Genomic DNA, 20,478 nt, shown 5'->3' on the forward strand with positions numbered 1-20,478 from the left:
CGTCAGACGAGCACGCGCAGCGCCCCGGGCAGCACCGTGACGGTGAGGGGTGGCGCGGCGAGGGCTTCCCCGTCCGCGTGGCACACGGGACCGCCGGATTCCAGCCGCACCTCCCGCACCCGGCGCACCGTCACGGCCGGGTGCAGTACATGCAGGCCGAAGAAGGCGAGAGGGAAGATCAGCACCAGGAGGAGCCGGGAGATCGGCGCGACGGTGACCAGGTCCAGCATCCCGTCGTCCGGCACGGCCCGGGGAGCGATCCTCAGCCCTCCGCCGAAGGACGAGCCGTTCGCCACCGTGAGGATGACGGCGTCGGTCTCCTCGGTGACGCCGTCCACCCGCAAGCGGTAGTGCACCGGGCGGAATCCCCCGATGCGGCGGAAGATGGCCGCCACATACCTCAGCGTTCCCCGCGGGCGGGTCCACTCATTGGCCTGCCGGTTCACGACGGCGTCGAAGCCGGCCGCGAGCGCGGTCACGTAGTGCCGCACGGCTCCGTCGGGCAGATCCACGCGAGCGACGTCCACCGCCCTGCCTCCCGAGGCCCAGACACCGAGAAGCCGCTGGACCGCCGCGTCACCCCGGCGAGGCACTCCGAGGGCCCGGGCCGCGTCGTTCCCCGTGCCGGCCGGGATGATGCCGAGGGGGAGCCCGCTCCGGAGGGCGGCCTCGGCGCCGGCCTGGACCATGCCGTCCCCGCCGACGGCGACGAGCGCATCGGCGGAGGAGGCGGCGTCGTCGGCCATCGCGGCGAGGGTGTCCGGGTCCGCGGCCGACAGCACCGTGGTCCGGGCGCCGGCCTCCTGCAGGACCGCGACCGCGCGGGCCGCCCGGAGCATCCCCTGCCGGCTGCCGGCCGAGGGATTGACCAGGACGGCGAGCCTCACGCCCTCCAGGGGCCGTGGTTTGACGGGGCGCGGGCGATTGATCACGCTTTATTGTGCACGCCAGGAACCGGCCCGGCGAACGATTCGTTGCACCACCACCCGGCGATCGCGGGATGGCCCCGGCGGAATGGGACGACGGACAGGAACGTCGGACAGGAAAGGCAGTGCTGATGACCGCAGTACCTGGTGAGAACCACTACCAGGTTCTGGGCGTGGCCATGACGGCCAGCACCCAGGAGATCAAGGTCGCCTACCGCAAGGCCGCCCGACTGACCCACCCGGACCGGGGCGGCGATCCCGAGCGCTTCCGTGCCGTCACGCTCGCCTACGAGATCCTGGTCGACGATCAGTCCCGGGCGCGATACGACGCGAGCTACGGCGCGGGACAAGGCGGGGGCCAAGCCGACGGCCAGGGTGCCTGGGGCAGCCCGTCCCGGAACGGATTCTCCACGGCCTGGGAGGCGGGCACCGACTCTCACGCCACCACACGTTCCTCCGGTCCGCGGCCCAAGGCTTCCGACACTGCGGTCTTCGCTCCCCCGCTCGATGCTCCGGGGACGCTGCTGCCCGAGGATCTCGCCCGGCTCCAGATGCACGGGCTGCCCCGGAAACGCGGCATCTTCGGGGCCGAGGCGCGCATCCGGCGGGAGCAGCGGACGATGCAGCTCCTGCTGCGCCACGTGGTGGCCCAGCAGCCGTCCGCGCGACTGATCAACGGCCTGAAGGCCCCGGACGGCAGAACGCACATCGATCACGCGATCCTCGCCGGGTACCGTCTGGCCCTGATCGATTCGATGGTGCTGCCTCACGGCGCCTATGCCTGGGACGGGGAGAGCCTGTTGCACGGCGGACGGTCGGTGCTGCCGCCGCTGCTCGCCCACTCGGTGCGCCATCTGCAGGACCTCTTCCCGGAGCTCCACGTCACGGGCTGGACCATGGTTCTCGGCCCCGGGGACAATCTGCACGAACCCGTGATCGACCGCAGGCCGGGCGTCACGGGAGGCGTGGAAGTGGGCAACGCTGCCGGGACCATCCGCGGGTTGCGGGAGTTCCTGGGCGGCGGGCCGCAGCCGAACGTGGTGCACGTGCCGTCGCTCGCCCGGCTCATCCGCGGGATGCACTGAGCGGGCCGTCCCCTCCGTCCGGATAGGATGATCGGGTGTTCCGCATCCTGTTCTACACCCCCGAAATCCCTGGCAACACCGGCAACGCCATTCGTCTGGCGGCCATCTCCGGGGCGGAGCTCCACCTCGTGGAACCTCTCGGATTCGACTTCGACGACGCCAAACTGCGCCGCGCCGGGCTCGACTACCACGACCTCGCCGTCGTGACGGTCCACCCCACGCTCGAGGCGGCCTGGGAGGCTCTCAAGCCGCGCCGCGTCTTCGCGTTCACGAGCGACGGCGAGACCTCCTACACGGATGTCGACTATCTGCCGGGCGACGTGCTGATGTTCGGCCCGGAATCGGTCGGCCTGCCGCGCGAGGTGAAGGACGACCCTCACGTGACCTCGCGGGTGCGGATCCCCATGCTGCCCTCGCGCCGCTCGCTGAACCTCGCGAACTCGGCGTCGATCGTCCTCTTCGAGGCCTGGCGTCAGAACGGCTTCCAGGGCGCCCAGCTCTGATCCCTGCTCCCCCCTCCGATCGACTGCTCCACACGATGCCGTTTCCGGGCCTCCGGGACCCTGGAATGACCTCGTGTGGAGCAGTCGATCGGCTTAAACGACGACGGCGGGTGGCCACCCGGAATAGGTGACCACCCGTCCCCATCGGCTCCCGACCCTTGCTTCGCTGCGGGTCGGGGCCCTCGCCGACGTGGGCCCCGCCGTCGGACCCGTCGAGGGCCCAGCCATGTCGGCCTGGCGCTACGGGACCACGAAGGAGAGCAGCATGACGCAGACGAAGCCGACCACGGAGATCAGGGTCTCCATCACGGACCAGGTCTTGAACGTCTGACCCACGGTGAGGCCGAACAGCTCCTTCACGAGCCAGAAGCCGGCGTCGTTGACGTGCGAGAGGAAGAGCGAGCCCGCGCCGATCGCGAGGACCAGGAGCGCGGCGTGCCCCGGGGACAGGCTGCTGGCGAGCGGCGCCACGATGCCCGCCGCGGTGACCGTGGCCACGGTGGCCGAACCGGTCGCCAGGCGCAGGGCGACCGCGATGAGGAAGCCGAGCACGAGGACCGAGATGTTGGCTCCGGTCGCCCACTTGGCCACCGCGTCACCCACCCCGGCGCCGATGAGGGTCTGCTTGAAGCCGCCGCCCGCGCCGACGATCAGGATGATCGCGGCGATGGGGCCCAGGCTGGCGCCGAGCTTGGAGGTGATGGTGGACCCGGTGAAGCCGACCGCGTAGCCGAAGGTCACCATGGCCAGGAGGACGGCCAGGGTCATGGCCACGAGGGGCTGACCGATGAAGTCGGCGAAGACCCGGAGAGCCGACGGGTCCTTGGCCGGCGTCACGATGTCCACGATCGCCTTGAAGAGCATCAGGATGACCGGGAACACGATGGTGAAGAGGGTGATCCCGAAGCTCGGCACGCGCTTGACCTCGCTGAGGTCCGGACCGTGCTGGGTGTCGATGCCGCCGGCCACGGCCGGAGCGTCCACCGGGACCCAGCGGGCCGCGAGCTTGGAGAACAGCGGACCACAGATGATGACCGTGGGAACGGCGACCGTGAGGCCGAAGATGAGGGTGAGGCCGAGGTCGGCCTTCAGTGCGGCGATGGCCACGAGCGGACCCGGGTGCGGCGGGACCAGACCGTGGAGGACGGACAGGCCGGCCAGAGCCGGGATCGCGACGCGCATGAGCTTGAGCCCCGAGCGCTGGGCGACCAGCACGATCACGGGAAGCAGCAGCACGAGACCGATCTCGAAGAACATCGGCAGGCCGATGATGACCGCGACGAGGGTCATCATCCAGACGAGCTTGTTGCCCTTGGCCTTGTCCAGCAGGGTGTCGACCACCCGGTTGGCGCCGCCGGAGTCCGCGAGGAGCTTCCCGAGCATGGCGCCCAGGGCGATCAGGAGGCCGACCTCCTTGAGGACACCGCCCACGCCTTCTTCGAAGTTCTTGATGACCTTGTCCAGCTCGACGCCGGACGCCAGGCCCACGAATGCCGATCCCAGCACGAGCGCCAGGAAGGGGTGGACCTTGAGTTTGGTGATGAGGAGGACGATCGCGGCGATGCCGATGAGCGCCACGATGATGAGCTGAGTGTCATGCCCTGTCCACGCCGTCGTGTTCATGCGATTTCTGCCTCTCCATACGGGGTGGGCTTCAGTCCGAGACCCTGGATGATGCGGTGTGCTTCCTCTGCGGGCGTCCCCTCGATGTCCACGATCAGGACGTTCTCGTCCTCAGTGGGCTCTTCGAGAGCCTCGAACTGGGACTGGAGGAGTTCCGGCGGCATGAAATGCCCGTGGCGCGCCTGGAGGCGGTCGGAGATCTGGCCCTTGCCGCCATGCAGGTAGACGAACACGACGTTCGGGCCGCGGAGCACGTCACGGTATCGCTTCTTGAGCGCCGAGCACGTCACGACGCCGGGTTCACCCAGGGTGTCCCGGTTACGGATCCAATCGGCGATGGTGTTGAGCCACGGCCACCGGTCTTCATCGGTGAGCGGCTGGCCGGAGGCCATCTTGGCCACATTGGCCGCGGGGTGGAAGTCGTCGCCCTCGGCGAGTTCCCAACCCAGCGCGCCGGCCAGGAATCCGCCCACGGTCGACTTGCCGGAGCCCGAGACACCCATGATCACGAGGACCGGGTGCTCGATTGCAGTCTTCTCCATTGAGGTCTGCCCTTCAGAGGAATAAGTATTATTTAATTTCTCTAGAACTGTAGACCCAGCCTACTCCTCGCGCAAGATGGCGCAGTGGAATAAATCACATTTTTAGAAGCCGGCGAACGTCGACTCCGCGTTCACGAACACCACGTGGAAGCACTCGACCAGGGCGCGGTCCCCCGCCTCGGTCCGCGCTCCGTTCTCCCGCAACTGAGCCCTGACCTGGGCGTCCATGGCATCGGGATCCGGATGCTGAGAAGCGTGGATATGGATAGCGGCCAGCTTGGCGTCCACCGTCCCGGTGACATCCACGAAGTGATTCTCCCGCTCCTGCGGCGCCGCCATGAACCAGAGCTGCGGGACCTTGTACGCCCGCAGACCGCGCGCCTCCAGCTCGGGGTACGCGAAGGGGTTCTCCGCCGCGGGGTACACGGCACGGGTCACGATCTCCCCCGCCGCCAGATGATCCGGGTGGCTCTTCTGCAGACGCTCCCAGTTGCGCTCCGGATGCATGGTCAGCACCACGTCCGGCCGGTACTGCCGGATCAGCGCGACCACCTGGCTGATGACCTCGTGGGTCGGCTCGAGATACCCGTCCCGCTCGTGCAGAGAGTGGACCGTCTCCACGCCCACCAGGGCGGCGGCACGGCGCTGCTCCTCGACCCGGCGGGACGCGATGTCCTCCTCGGCCTCGAAGCCGCCGGCGTCGCCGTCGGTCATGACGCAGTAGATGACCTCCACCCCTGCGGCGGTCCAGGCGGCGATGGTGCCGGCCGCGCCGAAGTCCACGTCGTCCGGGTGGGCGGTGAAACAGAGCACCCGCCCGCCCTCACGCGGAGTGAAAGCGGACGGGTGATGAGTGATGCTCACGTGGTTCAGCCCCTCCGGCGCCGGATCTCTTCGCTGGCCTGCGGCAGCACGGTGAACAGGTCACCCACGATGCCGAAGTCGGCGATCTCGAAGACGGGCGCGTCCTCGTCGGTGTTGATCGCGACGATCACCTGCGCCGTCTGCATGCCGGCCTTCTGCTGGATCGCGCCGGAGATGCCGGCGGAGATGTACAGCTGCGGGGACACGACGACGCCGGTCTGGCCGACCTGCGAATCGTGGCCGATCCAGCCGTTGTCGGTGGCGACGCGGGACGCGCCCACGGCGGCGCCGAGCAGATCGGCGAGTTCCTCGACGGGGCCGAAATCGCCGTCCACGCCGCGGCCGCCGGCCACGACGATCCGAGCGTCGGCCAGATCCGGGCGGCCCGTGGCCGGCTTGGCCTCGCGGGACGTGATGCGGGCCGCCGCGCCGTAGGCGGACTCCGGAAGGTCGATCGCCTCGGTCCGGCCCTCGACCGGAGCCTCGGACGGCTCGACCGCGTGGGCCTTCACGGTGTAGACGGCCACGGCGGTGCGCGCGCGGGCCACCGTGGTGTAGGACCCGGCCAGGACGGACTTGGTGGCCGCGCCGTCGGTGCTCAGGGACACCACATCGGTCACGACGCCGGCGTTCAGCTTCACGCCGAGGCTCGCCGCGAGTTCCTTGGCCGCGACGCCGTTCTCGAGCAGGACGACGTCGGCGCCGGAGCGCGACACCGCTTCTGCGACGAAGGCGGCGCGCGCGGAGCCGCCGAGCGCGCTCACGGCGGCAGGGGCGGTGTACGTGACCGCGGCGCCGTACGTCGCGGCTTCGGTGGCCGCGGCGTCGTCGCCGATCAGGGCGACGGAGACGTCACCCAGGCCGCGGCCGAGGGTGAGGAGTTCGCGCTGGTTCTTCTTGAGGGCGCCATCGGGGCTGGTGATGACTGCAAGGACATGTGCCATGTTTCGCTCCTGGTAACGCTAGATCAGCTTCTCGGCGGCCAGGAACTCGACCAGCTTGATGCCGGCGTCGCCCTCGTCCGTGATGATGGTGCCCTGGGTGCGGGCCGGACGCTCCTGCGCGTCCTCCAGGACCGTGAGCGATCCCGCGGCGCCGACCGACGCCGCCTCGAGGCCCAGGTCGCCCAGCGCGAGGGGGTGGGTCTTCTTGCGCTTGGCCGCGATGATGCCCTTGAAGTTGGGGTACCGGGGCTCGTTGATCTGATCCGTCACCGACACCACGGCCGGCAGGGACGCTTCGAGGGTCTCGGCGAAGCCGTCCACCTCACGGGACGCGGCGACCGTCGCGCCGTTCACGTCGAGGGACTTGGCGTGGCCCACATAGGCCCAGCCGAGGCGTTCGGCCAGCTGCGCCGGGACCAGCGAGGTCTCGCCGTCGGTGGAGGCCATGCCGCCGATCACCAGGTCCACGGGACCGTCCTGGGCGATGCGCTGGATCGCCGCCGCGAGGGCGAGGGACGTGGCCGCCGCATCCGAACCGGCCAGGGCCGGATCGCTCAGGTGATAGCCCTCGGACGCGCCGATCTGGAGGGACTTCTTGATGGAGTTGGACGCGCCGTCGGCGCCCATCGTCAGGGCGATCACGGTGTTGCCGCCCTTCTCACCACCGTTCGCCTCGCTGATCTGCAGAGCCGCTTCCAGAGCGTACTCATCGAGCTCGGACAGGATGCTCTCCGAACGGTCGACGGTGTGACCCGGACCGGACAGATGGCGCTCGAATTGAGCGTCCGGGACGTGCTTGACCAAGACCACGATCTTCATGGTTCTCCCATAGTGTTCTCACGCAGGCCTCGGTTCAGGCCCTGGCTGACGGGAATCACCGCGCGGGGCGGACAGCCGCATCCGCCCGCGACGATGCGGACGGACGGCTGCATCTCCTAGCTTGCCACACGACGGAGGCCGGGTCCTGCCGCCGGTCATGGTGCGTCACCACGACCAGCCACAGAGCCCGGCCTCACAGCGAGGGGGGAGCCTGACGCCTACTGCTTGGCCGCGTCCAGGGTCACCTCGATCTGCTGGCTCTGGCCGTTCCGCACCACGGTCACCGTGGCCTTGCCGCCGGCGGGCTGCTCGCGGACCGCCGCGGTCAGTTCCTTCGCATCGGAGATGGTGTACCCGGCGAACTGCGTGATCACATCGCCCTTCCGGATCCCCGCCTTGTCGGCCGCGGAACCCGGCACGACGCTCATGACGAGCCCACCCACGGAGAACGCCGAGGAGTCGCCGGAGCCGGCGGCCTGGCTCTGCACCGTGGTGCCGAACTGGCCGTGCGTCGCCTTGCCGTCCTTGATGATGTCCTGGGCGATCCGCTTGGCGTAGTTGATCGGGATGCTGAAGCCGACGCCGATGTTGCCGGTGCTGCCGCTGCCATCGCTGGAACCGCTGCCCGCCGTCGCGATGGCGACGTTGACGCCGACCACCTCGCCCTTGCCGTTGACGAGGGCGCCGCCCGAGTTGCCGGGGTTGATGGCGGCGTCCGTCTGAATGACATTGAGGTAGACCGAGCCGCCGGAGGACGAGGACTTGTTCTGGCCGAAGGGCGGGGCGAAGTTGTAACCGCCGTCGTCCTTGCCCGAGTCACTGCCGTCCGAGGGGGCGGCCGAGGACTGCACCGAGATCGTGCGGTTCAGCGTGGAGACGATGCCGTCCGTCACCGTGTTGGTGAGACCGAGCGGCGAGCCGATGGCCACTGCCGTGTCGCCGACGTTGAGCTTGCCGGAGTCCCCCAGCGTGGCGGGGACCAGTCCGGACGGGTCGACCTTGATGACCGCGAGGTCGGAGAGCGGGTCCGTGCCGACCACGGTGGCCTTGAGGACCTTGCCCCCGCTCGTGCGGACCTCGACCGTGGGCTTGGAGACGGCGCCGTCCAGCGTCACCACGTGGGTGTTGGTGAGGATGTGGCCCTGGTCGTCGAGGACGATGCCCGATCCCGTGCCCGACGAGTTCCCGCCGCTGGCCGCGATGGTCACGACGCTCGGCGCCGCCTTGGCCGCCGCGGCCGTCACCGCGGTGACGCTGTCCTTGTTGTTGATGACGATGCCCCCCTGTCCACTGCTGTTGGACTGGGTCGCCGCGGCCGGCTGGCCCGCGTTGAGCAGGGAGTTGCCACCGACGCCGACGGCGCCGCCGACCAGACCCGCCGCGAGCACGGCCGCCACGAGCGTGCCGACGCCGATCTTCCGCGCCGTCTTCGGCTGGGCTCCCTGGGTGGTGTAGGCCTGGGCCGGTGCCGCCTGCTGCTGCGGGTAGCCGCTCTGCTGGCCGTAGAACTGAGGACCGGCGCCGTGCGCGCCGCCGTCGTGCGTGCCGCCGTGCTGCGACGCCGAGGCGCCCGCCATGGCCGGCGCGGCCGGCGCCCCCGGCGCGTAGCCCGGCTGGGGCGGCTGCTGCGGCTGGGGCTGCTGGTAACCGCCCTGCCGGTACGGAGCCTGGTGGGCCTGCGGCTGGTCCTGAGAAGGAGACCCCGGGGCGGCCGGGCGGCTCGGGAGTGCCTGCGTGGGCTCCGTGGCGTGCTCGAGAGGCATGGTCGGGTGCTCCTGGGGACGGGGCTCCTGGGAAGCCGGTCCGCCGTGCTCGTTGCTGGGGTTCTCCGTCATCGTTCTGCCTTTCAGATTCGTCTTCTGGCTTCCACTATCCATAAGGAGTCTGAGCGGACTGAAAGCACTGGCTGACTGTTTGCTGAAAGCCTAGACGCGGCACACGACCGGCTGGGGAACCTTTTCGCCACGGGCGGAGTTCCTTTGATGGACGCCCCTTTCGGGGCATGCCTAGAATCAAGGAAATGCCACAGCGGCCAACGGCTGAACAGTACGGCTGGGGACGTTCATGGCAGCGGGTCCGACTACCTCAGCGGGTCCCGTGACTGCTGAAAGGTAGCGGATGCGCACCCTGTTGAAACAGGCCAGGACGATTCTCGCCGTGGGGCTGGGCCTCTCGGCCACTCTCCTCCTCGGCACCACAGCCGCGCAGGCGGCCGACCCCGTCACCATCGGTCCGGGACAGAACATCGTGGACCCCGGCAACAAGCTGGACCACGGCAAGGTGCAGTCCGCCATCAGCAAGCTGTACAAGGACCAGAAGATCAACCTCTTCGTCGTAGTGGTGGATACCTTCACCAACCCGAGCGATCCGCAGAAATGGTCCACGGTGGTCGGCAAGCAGAAGGGCATGGGTTCCAAAGACCTGCTCTATGCGGTGAGCACCAGCGGAGGCCAGTACTACTTGACCCGAGGTCCCGGCAGCACCATCAGCAGCGGCCAGCGTGACAGCATCATCCAGGCAGGACGGGAGCAGCTGGCCCAGGGCAAGCTTGACTTCACCGGTGCGGCGGTCGCGGTCGCCGAGCAGACGGACAAGGAGCTCTCCGGCCCCGGCGCCACGCCGTTCCTCGTCGGCGGCGCCGTGGTGGTCGTCGGAGGCGCCGGCGCCTTCTGGCTGGTCCGCCGCCGTCGTCAGGCCGCACAGGCCGCCGGCATCGAGAACGCGCCCACCGAGCAGGACCGTCTGGCCCGGATGAGCATCGAGCAGCTGCGGGCCGAGAGCGGCCCCCTCCTGATCGCCGCCGACGACGCCATCAAGTCCAGCGAGCAGGAACTCGGCTTCGCGGAGGCGCAGTTCGGGCCGGACGCGGTGAAGGACTTCGCCGCGGCGGTGCAGCAGGCCAAGGCCCAGCTCAGCGAGTCCTTCAAGTTCCAGCAGCAGCTGGATGACCACATCCCGGACACCCCGGAGCAGCAGCGCACCTGGCTGACGCAGATCATCGGCTACTCCGAGGCGGCGATCGCCTCCCTCAAGGATCAGCAGGCGTCCTTCGACTCCCTGCGTGAGCTGGAGAAGAACGCCCCGCAGGCCGTGGTCCGCATCAAGTCCGACGCCGGCGCGGCCACCCAGGCCATCCAGGACGCCGAGCAGAAGCTCGAGGGTCTCCGCCAGGGCTACGCCCCGACGGCCCTCGCGCAGGTCCAGGACAACATCGCGCAGGCACGGGAGCGTCTCGACTTCGTCGGCAACGCCGTGGGCACCGCCGAGGAGCGTCTTCAGGCCGGCGACGGCGGCCAGGCCGCCGTCGCGGTCCGCGCCGCGGAAGGGGCCCTCGGTCAGGCGCAGAAACTCGTCGAGGCCATCTCCTCCGTGGACCAGAACCTGGCGCAGGCCAAGACCTCGCTGGAAGCCGCAGTGTCCCAGGCCGCACAGGACCTGGCCCAGGCCAAGGCCTACGCCCAGACCGGTCAGCACCCTGAACTGAATGGTCCCGTGGCGGGCGTGGAGGCGGCACTGGCCGGGATCAAAGCCCGCTACCAGGACGGCCACCTCGATCCGGTAGCGGACCTGCAGGCGCTGTCGAACTCGACGGCGGCTCTCGATCAGGTCCTCACGGGCGTGCGGGACCAGCAGGAACAGGCTCAGCGGGCGCGCGCGTCGCTGCAGCAGAGCATCGTCACGGCCCAGTCCCAGATCAGCGCCACGAGCGACTACGTCGCGGCACGGCGCGGCGGCGTCGGGACCGAGGCGCGCACTCGACTCGCGGAAGCACAGCGCAATCTCGACTACGCCATCTCCATCTCCCAGAGCGATCCAGTGCAGGCCCTCAATTACGCCAACCAGGCCAACGCGCTGGCCGGACAGGCGGCCCAGCTGGCCCAGTCCGACGTCGACCAGTTCGGCATGAACCAGCGCGGCTACGGCGGCGGTGGCATGTTCGGCGGAGGCAACGGCAACGGACTGGGAGGCGCGATCCTCGGCGGGCTCCTGATCAACTCGATCCTGAACAGCGGCAACCACCACGATTCCGGCGGGGGCTGGGGCGGCGGCGACTCCGGCGGCGGCTGGGGTGGCTTCGGTGGGGGCGACTCCGGCGGCGGTGGCGACTGGGGCGGCGACTCCGGTGGCGGCGGCAGCTTCTGATCCCCGTCAGACCAGACCCTACGATTTCAGACACACATCACCCACGCGTCCATGACCACGCCGGCGGCGGCCGCCTTCGGCATCACGGGCCACACGAAAGGTAAAACCATGGCAAAGCAGTCCATTTTCGGTCGCATCGCGCAGCTGGCCAAGGCGAACATCAACGCGCTGCTCGATTCCGCCGAAGACCCGCAGAAGATGCTGGACCAGATGGTCCGCGACTACTCCAACAACATCGCGGAAGCCGAGTCGGCCGTGGCCCAGACCATCGGCAACCTCCGCATGCTGGAGCAGGACCACGCCGAGGACGTCCGCAACGCCCAGGACTGGGGCAACAAGGCCCTCGCCGCCTCTCGCAAGGCCGATGAGTTCCGTGCGGCCGGCAACGCCGCCGACGCCCAGAAGTTCGACAACCTGGCCAAGGTCGCCATCCAGCGTCAGATGAGCTCCGAGAGCGAGGCCCGCGCGGCCGAGCCCAACATCGCGGCGCAGACCGAGGTGGTGGACCGCCTCAAGACCGGCCTGGACCAGATGCGCGGCAAGCTCAACGAGCTGACCTCCAAGCGCAATGAACTCGTGGCCCGTGCGAAGACCGCCCAGGCCCAGACCCAGGTCAACGACGCGCTCCGCAGCATCGACATCATGGATCCCACCAGCGAGGTCGGCCGCTTCGAGCAGAAGATCCGTCGCGAAGAGGCCAAGGTCCTCGGTCAGCAGGAAATCGCCGCATCGAGCCTGGACGCTCAGTTCAACCAGCTCGAGGACCTCGGCGAGCAGACCGAGATCGAAGCCCGCCTGGCCGCCCTGAAGGCCGGTGGCAGCCCCGCCGCGATCTCCGGCACCCCGGCCGCGCCTGCGGCCGCCAAGCCGCTGGCGGGCGCAGGCACCGTCAACGAAGAGGACTTCGACCGCCTCTGAGCGTCAGACTCTCCTGAAGGGCGTGCCCTTCAGACGACGAGCCCCCGGACCCTTCGTGGTCCGGGGGCTTTGTCGTCGGTCTACGGGGTCCGGCTCGCGGGGTCGGTGTTCGCGCTTCCCTCACGCCTGACGGCCCGCGGCGCGCCGGAGAGTCCGGGTGCACCCCAGAGCCCGAAGTGCGCGGAGAGCCCCGGGCGTCAGCCCTCGTTGAGCCGCTGGAACAGACGGTGGTCCTGCCAGCGGCCCTCGATCTTGAGGTACCGGGGCGCCGTCCCGAATTCCGTGAAGCCGTTCTTGAGCAGGACACGCTGTGAAGCCGCGTTGTGGAGCAGGGTGCCCGCCTCCAGCCGGTGGAGCCCCAGGTGCCGGAAACCGTGCTCGACAGCCTCGCCGACGGCCTTTCCGGCCAGACCGCGGCCCGTGCGCCCGGCGGCGACCCAGTAGCCCAGGCTGCCCGATTCGAAGGCGCCCCGCACGATGTTGTTGATGTTCAGGCGGCCGGCCACCGCGCCGTCGTCGTCCAGGATGACGAAGGGCGCCCTGCTCCCCTGCGCCAGCGCCTCCAGCGCGCCGCGGATCTCCAGGCGTTGCCCTTCCTCCGTGAAAAAGGCCTCGGGCCGCACGGGCTCCCAGGGCGCCAGGTGCTCGCGGCTCTCTTGGAGCAGGGCGGCGACGGCGGCGGCATCGTTCAGGGTGAGGGGGCGCAGGGTGGTCATCAGCTCATCCTGGTCGCCGCCGGGCCGGACGGCAAGCGGACAGGCCACCCGGAGGAGCCGAGATTGCACTTTCTCGGGCTTCCGTCCCCGGGACTCCCGAGAAAGTGCAAGCTCGACCAGTGCCGGGGCATGAAAAAGGGCCGGAACCATTGGTTCCGGCCCTTGCGCGTTGCGGGGACAGGATTTGAACCTGTGACCTCTGGGTTATGAGCCCAGCGAGCTACCGAACTGCTCCACCCCGCGTCGTACCCACCACGCTACCCGCTGAGACCCGTCAGACCAATTCGAGACCACGTGATCTCCGCCTCATGCTCCGGGCGCCGGAAGCGCAGTACTGAAAAGCATCGGGAAAACAAGAAGGCCGGAACCAATGGTTCCGGCCTTCTGCCAGTTGCGGGGACAGGATTTGAACCTGTGACCTCTGGGTTATGAGCCCAGCGAGCTACCGAACTGCTCCACCCCGCGTCGCATGAACTACTCTACCGGCTGATGAACCGCAGACCAAATCGAGGTGACGTGATCAGCGCCTCACCTGCCGCGATACGCGACGCGGGGCGGCTTCCGGCTACTTCCCCGTGCTCGGCGAGGGGCTCGACGACGGCGACGGGCTGGGCGTCGCCCCGCCCTGAGCGCCCTCGGCGGCCAGGGCCCGGTTCAGCGCGTCCTGCAGCTTCTTCTGCTGCTCGCCGTAGGTCGCGAAGTCGCCGTTCTTCAGGGCCGCCTGGCCGGCGTCGATCGCCTTCTTGGCGTCGTCCAGCGCCGCCTTCAGGCCCGGAGCGGGAGCCGTGCCCCCGCCATTGCCGCCGGAGCTGCCCGAGGACGAACCGGAGCCGGTGCCCCCGGAGTTGCCGTTGTTGTTCGCGGCGTCACCGGCCTTGGTGCCCGAGTTGCCGCCGAACAGCTGATCGAGCGCGGCATCCAGCGTCGGAGCGAAGCCGACCTGGTCACCGAACGCCACCAGCACGCGCTGGAGCGTGGGGTACGCCGTGCTGCCGGTGGACTTCAGGTAGACCGGCTGCACGTAAAGCAGACCGCCGCCCATGGGAACCGTGAGCAGGTTGCCGCTGACCACGGAGGAGGCGCCTTGCCGCAGCAGGTTCAGCTCACGCGAGACGTTCGGATCCGAGTCGAACTTGTTCTGAGCCTGACCCGGACCCGGGACCAGGGTGTCGGTGGGCAGCCTGAGCAGCTCGAGCTCACCGTACTTGGGATCCTTCACACCCGCCTTGTCCCCGGCGTCGCCATTGGCGGCCAGGAAGCCGTAGAGCACGTTGCGGGCGTTGCCGCCGACGGTCTGCGGGATGAAGGTGCTCGTGAGGCGGAAGGCCGTGCTGGACTCACCCGGCATCTGCATCGACATGTAGTACGGCGGCTGCTTCACGGGTGCGACGTCGTTGCCCTTGATCGTCGGGTCGTTCGGCACGCTCCACGCGTCGTTGTTCTTGTAGAACCCGTCGGCGTCGGTCACGTGGTACCGGCCCAGAAGTTCCCGCTGGACCTTGAAGAGGTCTTCGGGGTACCGGACGTGGCTGATCAGGTCGCCGGACATCTCGGACAGCGGCTTCACCGTGCTGGGGAAGACCTTCTGCCATGCCTTGAGGATCGGGTCCTGGTCATCCCACGCGTACAGGGAGACGGAACCGTCATAGGCGTCCACCGTGGCCTTGACCGAGTTGCGGATGTAGTTCACCGACTCACCGGGCAGCGCCGCGAGCCGGCCGGCCGCGGTCTGGGAATCACGGGTCGCGGAGTCCAGCTGCTGCGACTGCGAGTACGGCAGATCGCTGCTGGTGGTGTAGCCGTCGACGATCCACTTCACCCGGCCGTCCACCACGGCGGGATAGGCGTTGCCGTCGATGGTCAGGTACGGAGCCACCTTCTCGACGCGGTCGCGCGGGTTCCGGTCGTAGAGGATCTGCGAATCGGCGTTCACGCCGTCGGAGAGCAGCAGGTCCGAGGACTGGAACTTGATGGCGTACAGCAGCTTGTTGAGCGGATTGCCCACGTTGGGGCCGCCGTTGCCCGTGAAGGTGTACTGGGTCTCGCCGCCGTCCTTGCTGGCCGGGCGGTCCTGCTCCCGGTGAGGGGCGCCCTGAGGGGCGCCGACGATCGAGTACTCGGGCGAATTCTCGCCGAAGTAGATGCGGGGCTGGTACTTGCTGTCATCACCGAACACGCCGGTGCTCGGGATGCCCGACTGCAGGAAGTCCGGCTTGCCGTCCGAGGTGAACTTGTTGCCCTTGGCCGCCACGACGCCGTAGCCGTGCGTGTAGACGATGTGCTTGTTGTACCAGGACTGCTGGTCGGCGTTCAGCCCGTCCGGGTTCAGCTCACGCAAGGCGATCACGGTGTCCTGGACCTTGCCGTTGATCTTGTAGCGGTCCACGTTGAGAGTGCCCGGGAACTGGTAGTACGGGCGGTACTGCTCGAGCTGGCCGAACGACGCCGAGACCAGGTTCGGGTCCAGCAGACGAATGCTCGCCGCGGTCTCCGCGTCATTCCGGAGCGCGCCCTGAGTCGCGGTCGTGGTGGCCTTGTACTCGTTGACCTTGATCTTGTCGAGGCCATAGGCGGCGCGGGTGGCGTCGATGTTCCGCTGGATGAACTCCTTCTCCAGAGTCTGCTCCGACGGACGCACCTGGAACTGCTGGATGACCCACGGGTACAGGCCGCCGGCGAGCAGCGAGGTGATGATCAGCATGGCGGTGCCGATGACCGGCAGACGCCACTTGCCGATGATCGCGGCCACGATGAACAGCACGGCCACGATCGCCGCGGCGACAGCCAGGATCGACCGGGTGGGCACCACGGCGTTCACATCGGTGTACAGCGCACCGGCCCAGCGGCCGACGTTCGGGTTCTGCACGGTGGTGTAGCGGCCGAGCCAGTAGTTCGCGGCGAGCAGGAGGAGGAAGACGGCGATCGTGATGCCGAGCTGCAGGCGTGCGGCGTGGCTGAAGAACACGCCTCGCGGCTGGATCCGGATCGCGCCGTAGAGGTAGTGGGTCAGCAGACCCGCGAGTCCCGCCACGGCGACGATGCTCATGAGCAGGGACAGCAGGAAGCCGAGGAATGGCAGCGAGAAGACGTAGAAACCCAGGTCCAGGTTGAACTGAGGGTCGGTCTGACCGAAGGACTCCTGGTTGAAGAACAGCAGGACCTTGGGCCACTGACCCATCGCCGCGGTGCCTGCGAAGAGGCCGAGGACCGCCGGCAGGCCGATCATCACGGCCCGGCGGACCGGTTCCAACTGAGCCTGGTAGCGGCCCAGATTGTCCTGGGCGGCCTGATCAGGCGCGTACACCGGGCGGGCGCGATAGGCCACCCGGATGGAGAAGTAGACGGCCAGTCCCATGAGGAGGAACACGGCCAGGAAGACTCCGATCCGCGCCAGGTTCTGGGTCACGAAGACCCCGATGAACCCGAGCTGCTGGTACCAGAGGACATCGGTCCAGACATTGGCGAAGAAGACGAAGCCGGCCACGAGTGCGGCCACCACGATGAGTGTTGGCACGAAGGCTCCGCGTCGCCTGCGGGGCCCGGGGGCTGACATGGGATGGGGTGTTCCTGACACGCTCAGTACCTCGATGGAAGTTTCGCTGCGGTGATGGACGGGGGACCCGTCACACCTGTTCCACGAACGGATCGGCCGTGAGGTTCCCCGCCTTCAGCCTAACTCCCCCGGCCCCGCGCCTGCCCGGGCCGTTCCCGCGCGGCCGGCCGGATGACGTGGCACGACACCCCGTGCAAAGCCGGGCGCGTGCCCGGCCACGCGCCGTCGGGCACTCAGCCTGCCGTGCAGTGCGGCAGGGCGGCGAGGTCACCGCCCTTGGCGTAGGTCTCCACCGCGGTGCGGGCGTCGGACACGGTGTTCACCTTGACGACCTCCAGCCCGTCCGGGATGTGCCCCACCACTTCGTCGCAGTTGGCGGCCGGAGCCAGGAAGAGGCCCGCGCCGGCCGAACGGGCGCCGTGCATCTTCTGGGCGATGCCGCCGATCGGGCCCACCTGGCCGTCCGGCGTGATGGTGCCGGTGCCGGCGATGTGCTTGCCGCCGGTCAGGTCCCCCGGCGTCAGCGAATCGATGAGACCCAGGGTGAACATCAGGCCCGCGCTCGGACCGCCCACCTGGTCCAGCTGGTACTGGACCTTGAACGGGAAGTCGAAGGAGAAGGCCAGCCCGATGCCCATGAGGTAGCGGCCGTCCTTGTCCTTGACCGGCGCGAAGCGGACGGTCGGCTTGTCCGCGCCGCGCTGCACCTGGACCGAGACCTCATTGCCGTTCGACGCGGCGAGCGCGTCACGGACGGCGGTCATCGAGGTGGAAGGCTTCCCGTCGATACTCAGGAGGACGTCGCCGTCCTTCAGCTTTCCCTCGGCCGGAGAGTCCTCGGTGAAGCCGCCCACCGTGAGCTTCTGCTGGAACGGGATCTTCAGCGCGCCCAGGGCCGCCGCGGTGGCGTTCTCCTGGGAGCTGGTCATGGCCTGGGCGTTCTCCTTCTGGTTCTGCTCCTTGGTGACGCCCTTGGGGAAGATCTGGTCCTCGTCGTAGACCGCCTTGGACGGATCCATGAACGCCTGGATCAGCTCGAATCCGGTCACGCGGCCGCCGGGGCCACCCGAGACGTAGACGGTGGTGAGGTCGAGATCACCCTGAGCCGGGAAGCTCTCGTGCCCGGTGATCTGGATGACCTTCTTGTCCTCGACGGTGCCGATCGTGTTGTACGTCGGACCCGGGGATTCGATCACGTACGGCAGCGGGACGAGCGAGCCCAGCGCCAGCACCACGAAGAACAGTCCCCAGATCACCGCGCCGATCGGAAAACGACGACGGCGCCGCCGTCCGGGCGTGCCCTCCGGCGGTGCCGGCATCGAATAGGGCTGCGCCGGCGGGGTCGCCGGGAACTGCTCGCTCATGGTTTCCTTCCGGATCAACGGTGCTCACTCAAGGGTAGGCGGCGAAACTGAGTGTCCCCGCCGCGGACCCTGCTTTGCCCTCAGCGAAACCGCCATCGGCACCGGCGACAGGGGTGCCTGGGCAGGGGTACCGTGAAGGAAAAGGCCCAGGAAAGATCGGTGGACCATGAGCAACGAGCCCAACACGAACAACCCCGGCGAGGATCCCCAGGACCAGTTTCAGGAGATGCTGCGGCGACTCATGGGAGGTGCTGCTCCGGAGGGCTTCGACGCCCAGGAGTTCGCCAAGGCCAGCGGTCTGCCGGACGACCCCCAGTTCCTGGCCTCCATGTTCCAGCAGGTCCAGGCCATGCTGTCGTCCAGCTCGGACGGCCCCGTGAACTGGAAGCTGGCCCACGACACTGCACGCAACGTCGCCGCGCAGTCGAGCGACCCCACCCCGAGCTCCGTCGAGCAGCGCGACGTCGATCAGACTCTGCGCCTCGCGGACCTGTGGCTCAACAAGGTCACCGACTTCCCCGAGCCGAACATCATCGGCAAGGCCTGGTCCCGGGCCGAGTGGGTCGAAGCCACCATGCCGACCTGGCGCCGCCTGACGGAGCCCGTGGCCAACAGTGTCGCCAAGGCCCTCACCGACGCGATGACGCAGAACCTGCCCGAGGAGCTCAAGCTCCAGGGCCTCGGCGGCATGATGGGCGGGGCCGGCTCGATGCTGCAGAACATGGGCGGCGCCATCTTCGCGATGCAGCTCGGCCAGGCGATCGGCTCGCTGGCCACCGAAGTGGTCGGCTCCACCGAGATCGGCATTCCGCTGGCCGATCTCGAGATGGCTCTGCTGCCCACGAACATCGCGGCATTCGGCGAGGGTCTGGAGATCCCCGCTGAGGACGTCCGGATCTACCTCGGTGTCCGCGAAGCCGCCCATGCCCGCCTCTTCACCTCCGTGCCGTGGCTGCGCGGCTACGTCCTGGGCGCCATTGAGGACTACGCGCGCGGCATCCACATCGACGTCTCGCGCATCCAGGACCTGGCTCAGGATGTCGACCCGTCCAACCCCGAGTCCCTGCAGGCCGCGCTCCAGGAAGGCGTGTTCATGCCGGAGCGGACCCCTGCCCAGCAGGCCGCGCTCGACAAGCTGGAGACGGCCCTCGCCCTGATCGAGGGCTGGGTGGACGAAGTGACCACGGAAGCCCTGGAAGGGGTGCTGAGCACCGCGCCCGCGCTGCGCGAGACCGTCCGCCGTCGTCGTGCGACCGGTGGCCCGGCCGAGCACGCATTCTCCTCGCTGGTGGGCCTGGAACTCCGTCCCCGCCGCCTCCGTGAGGCCGCCGCCCTGTGGGCCGCGCTGAAGGAGGAACGCGGGACCGAAGGCCGCGACGCCGTGTGGAAGCACCCCGACCTCATCCCGACCACCGAGGATCTCAACGACCCCCAGGGGTTCGGCGCCCGCCGTCAGCTGGCCGAGGCGAGCGACGCCGAGGTGGACGACGCGATCGAGAAGCTGCTCTCCGGCGGATTCGACGAGCCGGCCGAGGGGTCGACGGACGAGTCCACGGATGGTCCCGCCGAAGGGCCGTCCGACGAGGACGGCAAGCCCGGGGCGTGAGTCGCTGATGCCCGTGGGCGCCGGTCGCTCAATCCCCGTGGGGGCGTGGTCCTGAAGGACCACGCCCCCCATGGCTCTGGCCGGTCAGCGCCTGAGGACCCTGCGATTTCAGAACCGTTCGACATCACGTGTCAGCCCTCGCCACTAGGATCGGGAATCGAAAACCCTCTGGGCGGCCGATGCCCTGCCCAGGCCTTGACCACGCCTTGACCAGGAGCGGGAGATGCGGTGACCCGAGTCGCGTTCGTCGATGAGTCCATGCTCGCCGTCCCTGGGGGCGCCACCTACATCCTGGCCGCTGTGGTGCTCCACTCAGACGATCTGGACGAGGCCCGGAGACAGGTGTCCGGGCTCAAGCCGAAGAAGGCCAAGAAGCTCCATTGGCGCGACTCGAATGACTCCGCCCGTCTCGCCATAGTGAAGGCGATGGCGGAGCTTCCAGCAACGGGGTGCGTCGTGATCCGGTCGCAGCACTCTGGACACACGCAGGAACGCCAGCGCCGCCTCTGCCTTGAACGGCTCCTGTTCGAGTTGCGGGCGCTGGAAGTGACGCTCGTCGTGGTGGAATCCCGTGGACCAGCCGACGACCGGCGCGATCTGGCCATGCTTCAGATGCTCCGCTCGCGCCGCATCATCGACGGAACTCTGAGAATGGAGCATTGCGCAGGCCCTCGTGAGCCATTGCTGTGGGCGGCCGACGTCCTCTGCGGCGTGGTGGCCCACGGTGAGACCGTGCCGCAAACCGCCTACTCGGAATTGATCTCGCTCGCGGAAATCCATCGCCTTCCTGCCTGAACAGGGCAGTCCGGGAAAACGCGAAGCCCCAGGCCCTGTCATACGGCAGGAACTCCTGAGGCTCACTTCCTCACCCA

Annotated in this window: 16 protein-coding genes and 2 tRNA genes; 6 read left to right on the forward strand and 12 right to left on the reverse strand. The window is 68.6% G+C overall.

Translation table 11 applies throughout. From position 1 onward, the window contains the following. Positions 1–2 precede the first annotated feature (2 nt). Positions 3–932: a diacylglycerol kinase family protein gene (locus P9849_RS11200; protein ID WP_278266870.1), complete on the reverse strand. Its 930-nt coding sequence runs from the start codon at positions 930–932 to the stop codon at positions 3–5. 125 nt (positions 933–1,057) lie between these two features. On the opposite strand from P9849_RS11200, the gene P9849_RS11205 reads away from it, so the two are divergent. After that, positions 1,058–2,011 carry a J domain-containing protein gene (locus tag P9849_RS11205; RefSeq protein ID WP_278266871.1) on the forward strand — a complete coding sequence of 318 codons (954 nt, stop codon included), beginning with the start codon at positions 1,058–1,060 and terminating at the stop codon, positions 2,009–2,011. Positions 2,012–2,046: 35 nt separating this feature from the next. Next, entirely contained in the window at positions 2,047–2,514 is a 468-nt protein-coding gene (locus P9849_RS11210; RefSeq protein WP_278266872.1) for a tRNA (cytidine(34)-2'-O)-methyltransferase, read from the forward strand. A 240-nt stretch (positions 2,515–2,754) separates the two neighbouring features. Here P9849_RS11210 and P9849_RS11215 read toward each other — a convergent pair whose 3' ends face one another. From P9849_RS11215 to P9849_RS11240, 6 genes are all read right to left on the reverse strand, one after another. Then, a complete protein-coding gene (locus P9849_RS11215; RefSeq protein WP_278266873.1) occupies positions 2,755–4,137 on the reverse strand; it encodes a gluconate:H+ symporter in 1,383 nt (460 codons plus the stop codon). Continuing rightward, positions 4,134–4,679, reverse strand: coding sequence for a gluconokinase (locus P9849_RS11220; RefSeq protein ID WP_278266874.1), 546 nt, complete (start codon positions 4,677–4,679; stop codon positions 4,134–4,136). Before P9849_RS11220 ends, P9849_RS11215 begins: the two co-directional genes overlap by 4 nt. A gap of 102 nt (positions 4,680–4,781) precedes the next feature. Continuing rightward, on the reverse strand, positions 4,782–5,543 hold the full coding sequence (locus P9849_RS11225; RefSeq protein WP_278266875.1) for a PIG-L deacetylase family protein: 762 nt from the start codon (positions 5,541–5,543) through the stop codon (positions 4,782–4,784). Between the two features lie 5 nt (positions 5,544–5,548). Continuing rightward, positions 5,549–6,487 carry an electron transfer flavoprotein subunit alpha/FixB family protein gene (locus P9849_RS11230; RefSeq protein ID WP_278266876.1) on the reverse strand — a complete coding sequence of 313 codons (939 nt, stop codon included), beginning with the start codon at positions 6,485–6,487 and terminating at the stop codon, positions 5,549–5,551. A gap of 18 nt (positions 6,488–6,505) precedes the next feature. Beyond that, positions 6,506–7,306, reverse strand: coding sequence for an electron transfer flavoprotein subunit beta/FixA family protein (locus tag P9849_RS11235; protein ID WP_278266877.1), 801 nt, complete (start codon positions 7,304–7,306; stop codon positions 6,506–6,508). Positions 7,307–7,524: 218 nt separating this feature from the next. Next, positions 7,525–9,141, reverse strand: a complete 1,617-nt coding sequence (locus tag P9849_RS11240) for a trypsin-like peptidase domain-containing protein (RefSeq protein WP_278266878.1) — start codon at positions 9,139–9,141, stop codon at positions 7,525–7,527. Between the two features lie 283 nt (positions 9,142–9,424). Between P9849_RS11240 and P9849_RS11245 the strand changes: the two genes are divergently transcribed. After that, entirely contained in the window at positions 9,425–11,449 is a 2,025-nt protein-coding gene (locus tag P9849_RS11245) for a TPM domain-containing protein (protein WP_278266879.1), read from the forward strand. A 108-nt stretch (positions 11,450–11,557) separates the two neighbouring features. After that, entirely contained in the window at positions 11,558–12,367 is an 810-nt protein-coding gene (locus P9849_RS11250; RefSeq protein ID WP_278266880.1) for a PspA/IM30 family protein, read from the forward strand. A 197-nt stretch (positions 12,368–12,564) separates the two neighbouring features. On the opposite strand, the gene P9849_RS11255 is transcribed toward P9849_RS11250, so the two are convergent. The 5 genes from P9849_RS11255 to P9849_RS11275 form a co-directional block, all read right to left on the reverse strand. Then, positions 12,565–13,083: a GNAT family protein gene (locus P9849_RS11255; protein ID WP_278266881.1), complete on the reverse strand. Its 519-nt coding sequence runs from the start codon at positions 13,081–13,083 to the stop codon at positions 12,565–12,567. A 169-nt stretch (positions 13,084–13,252) separates the two neighbouring features. Next, positions 13,253–13,326 (reverse strand) — tRNA-Met (locus tag P9849_RS11260). A 148-nt stretch (positions 13,327–13,474) separates the two neighbouring features. After that, positions 13,475–13,548: transfer RNA gene (locus P9849_RS11265), tRNA-Met, on the reverse strand. A 100-nt stretch (positions 13,549–13,648) separates the two neighbouring features. Then, positions 13,649–16,636 (reverse strand): UPF0182 family protein, encoded by a 2,988-nt coding sequence (locus P9849_RS11270; RefSeq protein WP_278266882.1) that lies wholly within the window; start codon positions 16,634–16,636, stop codon positions 13,649–13,651. Positions 16,637–16,869: 233 nt separating this feature from the next. Next, positions 16,870–18,000: a PDZ domain-containing protein gene (locus tag P9849_RS11275; protein ID WP_278266883.1), complete on the reverse strand. Its 1,131-nt coding sequence runs from the start codon at positions 17,998–18,000 to the stop codon at positions 16,870–16,872. A gap of 166 nt (positions 18,001–18,166) precedes the next feature. Here P9849_RS11275 and P9849_RS11280 point away from each other — a divergent pair, with 166 nt between their 5' ends. Further along, complete coding sequence (locus P9849_RS11280) at positions 18,167–19,606, forward strand: zinc-dependent metalloprotease (protein WP_278266884.1); 1,440 nt, start codon at positions 18,167–18,169, stop codon at positions 19,604–19,606. 228 nt (positions 19,607–19,834) lie between these two features. Continuing rightward, positions 19,835–20,401 carry a hypothetical protein gene (locus P9849_RS11285; protein ID WP_278266885.1) on the forward strand — a complete coding sequence of 189 codons (567 nt, stop codon included), beginning with the start codon at positions 19,835–19,837 and terminating at the stop codon, positions 20,399–20,401. The last annotated feature ends 77 nt before the right edge of the window (positions 20,402–20,478 follow it).

Origin of the sequence: Arthrobacter sp. Y-9, from assembly GCF_029690065.1 — a bacterium.
Classification (GTDB): Bacteria; Actinomycetota; Actinomycetes; order Actinomycetales; family Micrococcaceae; genus Arthrobacter_E.

What these genes read in the sequence shown, in the direction of transcription:
- P9849_RS11205 (WP_278266871.1), top strand. Translation starts at nt 1,058, where the DNA reads ATGACCGCAGTACCTGGTGAGAACCACTACCAGGTTCTGGGCGTGGCC.
- P9849_RS11215 (WP_278266873.1), bottom strand. Translation starts at nt 4,137, where the DNA reads ATGAACACGACGGCGTGGACAGGGCATGACACTCAGCTCATCATCGTG.
- P9849_RS11220 (WP_278266874.1), bottom strand. Translation starts at nt 4,679, where the DNA reads ATGGAGAAGACTGCAATCGAGCACCCGGTCCTCGTGATCATGGGTGTC.
- P9849_RS11230 (WP_278266876.1), bottom strand. Translation starts at nt 6,487, where the DNA reads ATGGCACATGTCCTTGCAGTCATCACCAGCCCCGATGGCGCCCTCAAG.
- P9849_RS11235 (WP_278266877.1), bottom strand. Translation starts at nt 7,306, where the DNA reads ATGAAGATCGTGGTCTTGGTCAAGCACGTCCCGGACGCTCAATTCGAG.
- P9849_RS11240 (WP_278266878.1), bottom strand. Translation starts at nt 9,141, where the DNA reads ATGACGGAGAACCCCAGCAACGAGCACGGCGGACCGGCTTCCCAGGAG.
- P9849_RS11245 (WP_278266879.1), top strand. Translation starts at nt 9,425, where the DNA reads ATGCGCACCCTGTTGAAACAGGCCAGGACGATTCTCGCCGTGGGGCTG.
- P9849_RS11250 (WP_278266880.1), top strand. Translation starts at nt 11,558, where the DNA reads ATGGCAAAGCAGTCCATTTTCGGTCGCATCGCGCAGCTGGCCAAGGCG.
- P9849_RS11255 (WP_278266881.1), bottom strand. Translation starts at nt 13,083, where the DNA reads ATGACCACCCTGCGCCCCCTCACCCTGAACGATGCCGCCGCCGTCGCC.
- P9849_RS11270 (WP_278266882.1), bottom strand. Translation starts at nt 16,636, where the DNA reads ATGTCAGCCCCCGGGCCCCGCAGGCGACGCGGAGCCTTCGTGCCAACA.
- P9849_RS11275 (WP_278266883.1), bottom strand. Translation starts at nt 18,000, where the DNA reads ATGAGCGAGCAGTTCCCGGCGACCCCGCCGGCGCAGCCCTATTCGATG.
- P9849_RS11280 (WP_278266884.1), top strand. Translation starts at nt 18,167, where the DNA reads ATGAGCAACGAGCCCAACACGAACAACCCCGGCGAGGATCCCCAGGAC.